The 8,746-nt window shown below is 44.6% G+C and carries 8 protein-coding genes; 7 read left to right on the top strand and 1 reads right to left on the bottom strand.

Features of this window, described 5'->3' with window-relative positions; translation table 11 throughout:
• Positions 1 to 91 precede the first annotated feature (91 nt).
• On the bottom strand, positions 92 to 262 hold the full coding sequence (locus ACEE44_RS04975) for a DUF3042 family protein (protein ID WP_002941416.1): 171 nt from the start codon (positions 260 to 262) through the stop codon (positions 92 to 94).
• Between the two features lie 68 nt (positions 263 to 330).
• Between ACEE44_RS04975 and miaA the strand changes: the two genes are divergently transcribed.
• The 7 genes from miaA (at position 331) to cls (ending at position 8,727) form a co-directional block, all read left to right on the top strand.
• Positions 331 to 1,215, top strand: coding sequence for a tRNA (adenosine(37)-N6)-dimethylallyltransferase MiaA (gene miaA / locus ACEE44_RS04970; RefSeq protein WP_449171465.1), 885 nt, complete (start codon positions 331 to 333; stop codon positions 1,213 to 1,215).
• Positions 1,208 to 2,458, top strand: coding sequence for a GTPase HflX (gene hflX, locus ACEE44_RS04965; RefSeq protein WP_449171464.1), 1,251 nt, complete (start codon positions 1,208 to 1,210; stop codon positions 2,456 to 2,458). Before miaA ends, hflX begins: the two co-directional genes overlap by 8 nt.
• A complete protein-coding gene (locus ACEE44_RS04960) occupies positions 2,442 to 3,071 on the top strand; it encodes a cystathionine beta-lyase (protein ID WP_105096951.1) in 630 nt (209 codons plus the stop codon). The genes hflX and ACEE44_RS04960 overlap by 17 nt, the downstream gene beginning before the upstream one ends.
• Before the next feature lie 10 nt (positions 3,072 to 3,081).
• Positions 3,082 to 4,011, top strand: a complete 930-nt coding sequence (rnz, locus tag ACEE44_RS04955) for a ribonuclease Z (RefSeq protein ID WP_449171463.1) — start codon at positions 3,082 to 3,084, stop codon at positions 4,009 to 4,011.
• Positions 4,008 to 4,763, top strand: coding sequence for an SDR family NAD(P)-dependent oxidoreductase (locus ACEE44_RS04950; protein ID WP_449171462.1), 756 nt, complete (start codon positions 4,008 to 4,010; stop codon positions 4,761 to 4,763). Before rnz ends, ACEE44_RS04950 begins: the two co-directional genes overlap by 4 nt.
• Before the next feature lie 143 nt (positions 4,764 to 4,906).
• Positions 4,907 to 7,006, top strand: a complete 2,100-nt coding sequence (locus ACEE44_RS04945) for a copper-translocating P-type ATPase (protein WP_449171461.1) — start codon at positions 4,907 to 4,909, stop codon at positions 7,004 to 7,006.
• A 173-nt stretch (positions 7,007 to 7,179) separates the two neighbouring features.
• Positions 7,180 to 8,727 (top strand): cardiolipin synthase, encoded by a 1,548-nt coding sequence (cls, locus tag ACEE44_RS04940; protein WP_449171460.1) that lies wholly within the window; start codon positions 7,180 to 7,182, stop codon positions 8,725 to 8,727.
• Positions 8,728 to 8,746 lie beyond the last annotated feature (19 nt).

Genomic DNA, 8,746 nt, shown 5'->3' with positions numbered 1-8,746 from the left:
TAAAAGGACTTAGTCCTGTCCAATACAGAACTAAATCCTTTCAATAATTATTTGTCCAACTTTTGGGGGTCAGTACATAGTTACCAGCTTTTTAGTGTGCCACACGACGGCGCGCAGCTTTTTTACGATTTTCTTCAATGAAGGCTTCTTTCTTTTCTTCTGGTTCAATGATTGTTTTGTGAACGGTGAAGACTGCACCTGCTGCAAGAGCAACTGTAGAAAGAACACCTGTTAAGAAACCTTTACCAAAACCTTTAGCCATAGTTATTTCTCCTTTACTTGTGTTATAATAGATTTTAGCGAAAAAACAAAATATTTTCAAGGAAAAAGATGAAAACTAAAGTTATTGTGGTCATTGGACCAACTGCGGTAGGAAAAACTGCTTTAGGAATTGAATTGGCCCAGCGCTACAAGGGAGAAATTATCAGCGGTGATAGCCAACAAGTCTATCGCAAACTGGATATTGGTACGGCAAAGGCTAGCCCAGAAGAGCAGGCTGCTGCGGTGCATCACTTGATTGATGTCCGAGATGTGACCGAGGGCTATTCGGCTTATGAATTTGTAGCAGAAGCCAAGGCTTTAATTGCAGACATTACTAGTCGTGGCAAGTTGCCTATTATCGTGGGTGGAACAGGCCTATATATCCAGAGTCTACTGGAAGGCTACCATCTGGGCGGTCAAGTTGACCAAGAGCAAGTTCTGGCTTATCGAGCGGAACTCGACTGCTTGTCTGACGAGGTTTTGGAAACAATGGCAGAGCAAGCAGGTTTGATGGTCGAGGGCAACAGCCGACGGAGAATCATTCGTGGGTTAGAGTTGAAAAAATTTGGCAAAAACTTAGAAAATACAGAGTCAGAATATGAACCTCTTTATATCTGCCTGACGGATGACAGACAGGTTCTTTACGACCGTATCAATCAGCGAGTGGATAAGATGAAGGCGGCGGGCTTGCTAGAAGAAGTCAGCTGGCTCTATCAAGAACATCCCCAAGCCCAAGCTGCTATGGGAATTGGTTACAAGGAATTTTTCCCATACTTAGCAGGTCAAATCAGCCTAGAAGAAGCAGTTGATAAGGTCAAGCAAAATAGCCGCCGCTTTGCCAAACGCCAATTGACTTGGTTCAGAAATCGGATGCAGGTACCCTTTTATTCAGTAGGCGAGCCAGACTACAAGTCGCAGATTTTCACCGCCGTGGAGGAATTTTTAAATGATTGAAACACAGAAAGAACAAGAACGTGCCCTCCTGGTCGGAGTGGAATTACAGCAGACAGATAATTTTGACATGTCCATGGAGGAGTTGGCAAGTCTTGCTAAGACAGCTGGTGCTCTGGTCAAGGGAGTCTACACTCAAAAACGAGAAAAATACGACAGCAAGACCTTTGTCGGTTCTGGTAAGCTGGCCGAGATTACCCAGATGGTTGAAGCTGATGAGATTGATACCGTCATTGTCAATAACCGACTGACACCCCGTCAGAATGTCAATCTGGAAGAGATTTTAGGTGTCAAGGTCATTGACCGTATGCAGCTGATTTTGGATATTTTTGCCATGCGAGCACGAAGCCACGAGGGCAAGTTACAGGTCCACCTAGCCCAGCTCAAGTACATGTTGCCACGCTTGGTCGGTCAGGGTATCATGCTCAGCCGTCAGGCAGGTGGTATCGGCTCTCGTGGACCAGGTGAAAGCCAGTTGGAGCTCAACCGTCGGAGTATCCGCAATCAAATTCATGACATCGAACGCCAACTCAAAACAGTGGAGAAAAATCGGGCGACTGTCCGCGAACGCCGTTTGCAATCAGGCGTGTTCAAAATCGGCTTGATTGGCTATACCAATGCAGGTAAGTCCACTATCATGAATGCCATGACGGATAAGCGACAGTATGAGGCAGACGAACTCTTTGCGACACTTGATGCCACGACCAAGCAGATTAAGCTGGCCGACAAGTTCAACGTGACTTTGACTGATACGGTTGGTTTCATTCAGGACCTACCGACTGAGTTGATTTCTGCCTTCAAATCCACCTTGGAGGAGTCCATGAACGTGGACCTCTTGCTCCATGTCATCGATGCCTCTGACCCCAATCACAGCGAGCAGGAGCAGGTGGTCTTGGACATTTTGAAAGACCTGGATATGCTGGACATTCCTCGCCTGGCCCTTTACAACAAGTTGGACAAGACCGATGACAGCTTTACCCCCAGTCAGTTTCCTCATGTCATGTTGTCCGCTAAGGATGAAAATGCCAAAGGTCATATTCAGATGATGGTTTTGGCCAAGATTAAGACCATGTTTGAACGATTTGAGGTCAGGGTTCCACTTGCTGAATCTTATAAATTGCATGATTTAGCTACTCTGGCTCTGATTGAAAATCGGACCTACGAAGAGGATGTGGAAGTGGTATCAGGCTATATCGCTTCCAGCAATAAATGGAAGTTGGAAGAATTTTATGACAGATTATCTTGATTTGGCAATCAAATACGGTGGCTTTACCAGCCTGGACAAGGTTTATCTGGCTAAGAAATTAGCCTATTTGACCGACCAACAAAAACTAGACTTTATCACGCCACCACCTTCGGTTATCAATGCTTATTTTGCGGAAATCTACCAGAAACAAGGAGCAGAAGAGGCGACGAACTACTATCTCACTCTATCTCAGCAGCTGAGCCTTTTTCCAAAAGAACCCAGCTTTGCTGAAAGCAAACCCTTTGTCCGCCTCAACTTATCAGGCAAGTCTTTCGGATTTGCCTATGTGTCGGCTGACGGTCTGGCCCAGGTTTTTTCGGAGCAGGAAGAGGAAGTGACAGATAGCCTACTCTTTGAAATCGCCCAAGTCTTTCCCCACTATGTCGTCTTTGTGGAGGAGGGCAAGATTTTTATGAAAGTCAATCCCTTTGAGGACGCCGAGTTAGAGGAAGTTGAAACAGACTACCTCTTGACCAAAGTGGAGACGACAGAAGGTTTGGTCAAGATTTCAGGCTTTAATCAGGAAGAAGTGCTGGAAGCAGCGGAAGGTTTTTCTGGTCAGTCATTTTTTGCCTGGTCGGGTCGCTCTGCAATTTTATATATAAAACATTAGAAAGTAAACAATGCAAATTCAATTTTTAGGTACGGGGGCTGGACAGCCCTCCAAGGCTCGAAATGTATCCAGTTTGGCCTTGAAACTCTTGGATGAAATCAATCAAGTTTGGCTTTTTGATTGTGGCGAAGGAACTCAAAATCAAATTTTGGAAACGACTATTCGACCACGAAAGGTCGCAAAAATCTTTATCACTCACCTGCACGGAGACCATATTTTTGGTCTACCTGGTTTCCTGTCTAGCCGTTCTTTCCAGTCAAGCGAGGAGCAGACGGATATTGAAATTTATGGTCCGACGGGCATTCGTTCCTTTGTCTTGGCCAGTCTGAAAGTGTCAGGTTCCCGCTTGCCTTACCGCATTCATTTTCATGAGTTTGACGTAGAGACAGTTGGCAAGGTTCTTGAGACGGACAAATTTACGGTATTCGCAGACAAGCTGGATCACACGGTGCCATGTGTCGGCTACCGCGTCATGCAAAAAGATTTGGAGGGAACGCTGGATGCGGATGCTCTCCGTGCGGCCGGTGTACCCTTTGGTCCCCTCTTTGGAAAAATCAAAAATGGCGAGAATATTACCCTAGAGGACGGTCGTGAAATCATTGCCAGTGATTATCTATCGCCACCACGTCCGGGTAAGGTTGTGACAATCTTGGGAGACACACGCAAATGCCATACCAGTGTGCGACTTGCGGTCAATGCGGATGTCTTGGTCCATGAGGCGACCTATGGTAAGGGCGATGAAAAGATGGCGCGTCGGCATGGACATTCAACCAATATGGAGGCGGCAGAAGTGGCGCGTGAGGCGGGAGCCAAGCGACTTTTGCTCAATCATATCAGTCCGCGTTTCTTGGCCAAGGATATTAGTCAGCTACGACGCGATGCTAAGACCATTTTTGAAGAAGTTCATGTGGTCAAGGACTTGGAGGAAATTGAACTATGAGAACCATTTTGATAACAGGCGCATCAGGTGGTTTGGTGCAGGAAATGGTTCCCCTCTTGGCAGATGATTTTCTGATTCTGCTGGGTCGCGACGTGGACAAAATCGAACAACTCTACGCCTATCATGAGAAAAAGGCTGTGTTTGATGTGGATATTCGTGACGAGGCGACTCTGACGGCTTTCTTTGAGGAGCTAGATAGCCAGTATGGGCAGATTGATATTCTGGTTAATAATGCTGGCTATGCGATTTACGATGATTTTGAGAATTTCTCTAGCCAGCAGGTCCAAGCTATGTTTGACATCAATACCTTTGCCCTCATGACTCTATGTCGGCTGGTTGGCAAGCGGATGAAGGCTAGAAAGTCTGGTCAGATCATCAATATCGTCTCCATGTCTGGTCTAGTAGCAACGGCCAAATCATCCGTTTATTCGGCAACCAAGTTTGCAGCTATGGGTTTTTCCAATACCATTCGCTTGGAATTAGCCCAGTATGGTGTGACAGTTACAACTGTTAACCCAGGTCCAATCGCAACCAGCTTTTTCGACCAAGCAGATCCAGATGGTAATTATCAAGAAAGTGTCAAGGCTTTTTTACTCCAGCCAGATTATGTTGCCAAGAAGATTGTTTCAGCTATGGGGACAAAAAAACGAGACATCAATCTGCCTTGGACCTTGGCGGTAGCTCATAAGCTCTATACTCTTTTTCCGAGGTTGGCTGATTATTTGGCAAGTACTGTTTTTAATTTGAAATAAAGAAAAGTGAACACATAATATGACCTAGATGGATTAATGCCATTCTAGGTTTTTTTGATCTAATCGGTTGACATTTTTTGACTAAAAGTGTAAACTATAATTATAGATCGATTACAAATGTAGACAGAAATAGGAGTTATCTTATGAACCATTCAAAAGAAAATAAGCAGGAACACCAACATATGATGTATTCTGAGGAAGTTGGTCAGACCAGCCATCATTCTCATCATTCTCATCATTCTCATCATTCTCATCATACTCATGATTCTCATGATGCTCATCAGCATCACCAAGGGCATGACCATGACATGATGGATCATGGTGGGCACATGATGCACATGGGGGATATGAATACAAAACTCAAAGTCGCAGTGGCAGTCATGATTCCCCTACTTGCCATTTCTCCAATTGCAGGTTTCACTCTTTTACGTTTTCCGGGTGTTGAACTTGTCCAGCTGATATTAGGTTCTATTATCTTCTTCTACTCAGGAACACCTTTCTTTAACGGAGCTAGAGGGGAGTTGCAAGCTAAAAAACCTGCAATGATGACCCTGATTTCCATGGGGATTATTGTTTCCTATCTTTACTCCGTTTATGCAACAATTTTAGCGCTATTGGGACAAGAAAGCATGAACTTTTGGTTTGAGTTGTCTACGCTGATTGTCATTATGCTGATTGGGCATATCATTGAGATGAAGGCGGTTATGGGAGCAGGCGATGCCCTGAAAGACTTGGCCTCTCTCATTCCGAAAAAAGCCCATCTCAAGGATGGGACAGATGTTGCGGTAGAGGACTTGCAGATTGGGGATTTCCTCTTAGTCAAGGAAAATGAAAAAATTCCGGCTGACGGTAAGATTTTGAGTGTTGCTCATATTGATGAATCCATGATTACTGGGGAATCTCGAGCTGTCAAAAAAGAGGCGGGGGATAGGGTATTCGGTGGTTCGCTCAATCAAAACACGCCCTTTGAAATGGAAGTGACCAGTCTTGGTAAGGACAGCTTTTTGGCGGAGGTGACCGAAATGGTCCGTCAAGCGCAAAACCAGAAATCCAAGCTTGAAAATATGGCTGACCGCGTAGCCTCTTGGCTCTTCTATGCAGCTTTAATTGTGGGGATTTTGGCCTTTATTTATTGGACCATGACGGCTAATCTTGCCTTTGCCTTGATGATGGCAGTTTCTGTTTTTGTCATTGCCTGTCCGCATGCCCTTGGTCTAGCCATTCCCCTTGTTGTGGCGCGATTGACCACGATTTCTTCAAAAAATGGTCTTTTGGTTCAGAACCGAACAGCTCTTGAACAGGTTAACCAGATTCGGTTTGCCTTGATGGATAAGACCGGAACCTTGACCGACGGAAAATTTCAAGTTCGCCACAGTCAAGATTTGGTTCAGGGAGCAGATACGCTGGCCAAAATGGCAGCGTTAGAAGTTCTTTCAACCCACCCAATTGCCCTTTCGATTGTGGAGGCGGCAGGTCCACTTTTCTATCAAGCAGAACGGGTTGAGAATATCCCTGGTAGTGGGATTCGAGGCGTCTTGGATGGAAGGATTTATGAAATTATGTCCTACAAAGGTCTGCAGGAAATAGGTTTGTCAGTGGATCAGGACGTGATTGCACCTTATCTTGATTTGGGACTTACTTTGAGTTTTTTGGTGGCTGATCGTGTAGTCTTGGGATTTGTAGCCTTGGGAGACCAGATAAAAGAAGATGCTAAAGATTTTGTAGAAGGCTTGAAAGCGCAGGGCATTAGTCCTGTGATGTTGACGGGAGACAACCCAGCTACTGCGCAAAAAGTGGCCAGTCAGTTGGGCATAGAAGATTACCGAGCTGAACTTAAACCAGAGGATAAGGCGAAGCTGGTCAAGGACTATCAGGCGCGTGGGGCAGTTCTTTTCATCGGCGATGGGGTCAATGATTCGCCTGCTCTAGCGACGGCAGATTTAGGCTTTGCCATTGGCGCAGGAACTTCTGTTGCCATCCACTCTGCAGATGTAGTCTTGGTTCAATCCAATCCATCAGCGGTCTTGGATATGTTGAGCATTGCCAAGACAACCATCCGCAAAATGAGGCAAAATCTCTGGTTTGGGGCAGGTTACAACATCATCGCCATTCCTTTAGCTGCTGGAATCCTTTATCCAAGCATGGGTATTATGGTGGATCCTTTATTGGCGGCCGTGCTCATGAGTCTATCAACGGTTATTGTCGCTATCAATGCTATGGGTTTACGTTACGGTAAACCGTAGAAATTTTGACAGATAATATATATAAGTAAAACACCGGTCTATGTCGGTGTTTTATGATGTAGGAGATAGGGGTGCTGTTTTCAAGTAAGAACTGCGAGAAATCTACTGCGATAATTAGTATGATATTTGACTATAATCTGGTATAATGGGAAAAAACATCGTGAGAGTGTAGTATGAAAAAATTGTGGAAAATTATTTATAGTCGGGTTTTTATAGTTCTTGCCCTTTTATTATTGACAGTCTTTGCGATAGTTTGGGTGGTTGGCTCACTAGCAGTTTATGTCCCAGCTATCTTGACGGCATTACAAGTTTTTTCTATTATCGTAGCCATTTCCATTATCAATCGCCCAATGAACGCCAGTTTCAAGTTGACCTGGATTGTTTTTGTCATCGGATTTCCAGTTTTTGGAGCCCTCTTTTACTATATTCTTCAATCCAATATTGAAACCCGTCGCTATCGCAAAACTTTTCAGCGACAGGCGGAAATCATGCGCCAGTTTGGAAAGACCTCTGACAAGGTAATGAATGGCTTGGCCAAAGAGGATAGGGAGCAGCTGAAACTGGCCCATTACATGAGCGAGTATGTTGGTTATCCTCTTCATACCAATTCAGATGCGGTTTATTTTTCGTCAGGTGAGGCCAAGTTTGAAGCTTTACTTGAAGAGTTGAAAAAAGCAGAGCAGTACATCTTTATGGAGTACTTCATTGTTGATGAAGGCTTTATGTGGGAGTCTATCTTGGACATTCTCAAGGAAAAGGCGGCTCAAGGTGTAGAAGTCCGATTTATGTATGACGGAATGAATTCGCTCAGCAATCTCCCCTATTTTTACTATAAAAAATTGAGGAGTTTTGGCATACAGACCAGGGTCTTTTCTCAGATTATTCCCGCCCTTTCTACCGTTCAGAACAATCGTGACCACCGTAAAATTGCAGTCATCGATGGCAAGGTGGCATTTACAGGCGGCGTCAACATTGCAGATGAATACATTAACAAGATAGAACGTTTTGGTCACTGGAAAGATGCGGCAATCATGGTCAAGGGCGAGGCCGTTTCCAACTTTACTCTCATGTTTTTGCAGATGTGGAACCACAATGAGAAAAAGCCAACGGATGATTTGAAATACTTGAAAGCGGCGCGTGAGGCGGAAGTGGAAGAAGTGACAGGTCAAGGCTATTTTCTGGCCTACGGTGAAAATCCCTTCGATAATGACGAAGTTGCCAAACGGGTCTATCTGGACATGATCCAATCCGCAACGGATTATATCTACATCATGACTCCATATCTGGTCTTGGATGATGAGATGATTGATAACCTGACCTATGCTGCCAAACGTGGTGTACGGGTTAAATTACTCTTACCGCATATCTATGACAAGCAATCGGCCTATCTGGCCGCTCGGATGGATTTTAGAACTTATTTAGAAGCTGGCATTGAGATTTATGAATACACACCGGGCTTTGTCCATTCAAAAGTCGTTTTGGTAGATGATAAGAAGGCGACTGTTGGAACGGTCAATATGGATTTCCGTTCTTTCTATCTCAACTTTGAGTGTGGCTTGTATGTTTACAATCACAAGCAAGTCCTGGCAGATATTTTAAAGGATTTCGAAGACTCCTTTGCCCAGTCCGATCGGATTACCCTAGTCGGTTTTGAAAATACCTATCCTTGGTATAAGCGACTAGCTGGTGCACTGATGAATATCATTTCCCCATTACTTTAGTTATTTGAGTGAGCTTTGA

This window comes from Streptococcus sp. 32226D021BW (assembly GCF_053545015.1).
The sequence above is the reverse complement of the archived record's forward strand: the minus strand, read 5'-3'. Positions and strand labels throughout refer to the sequence as shown.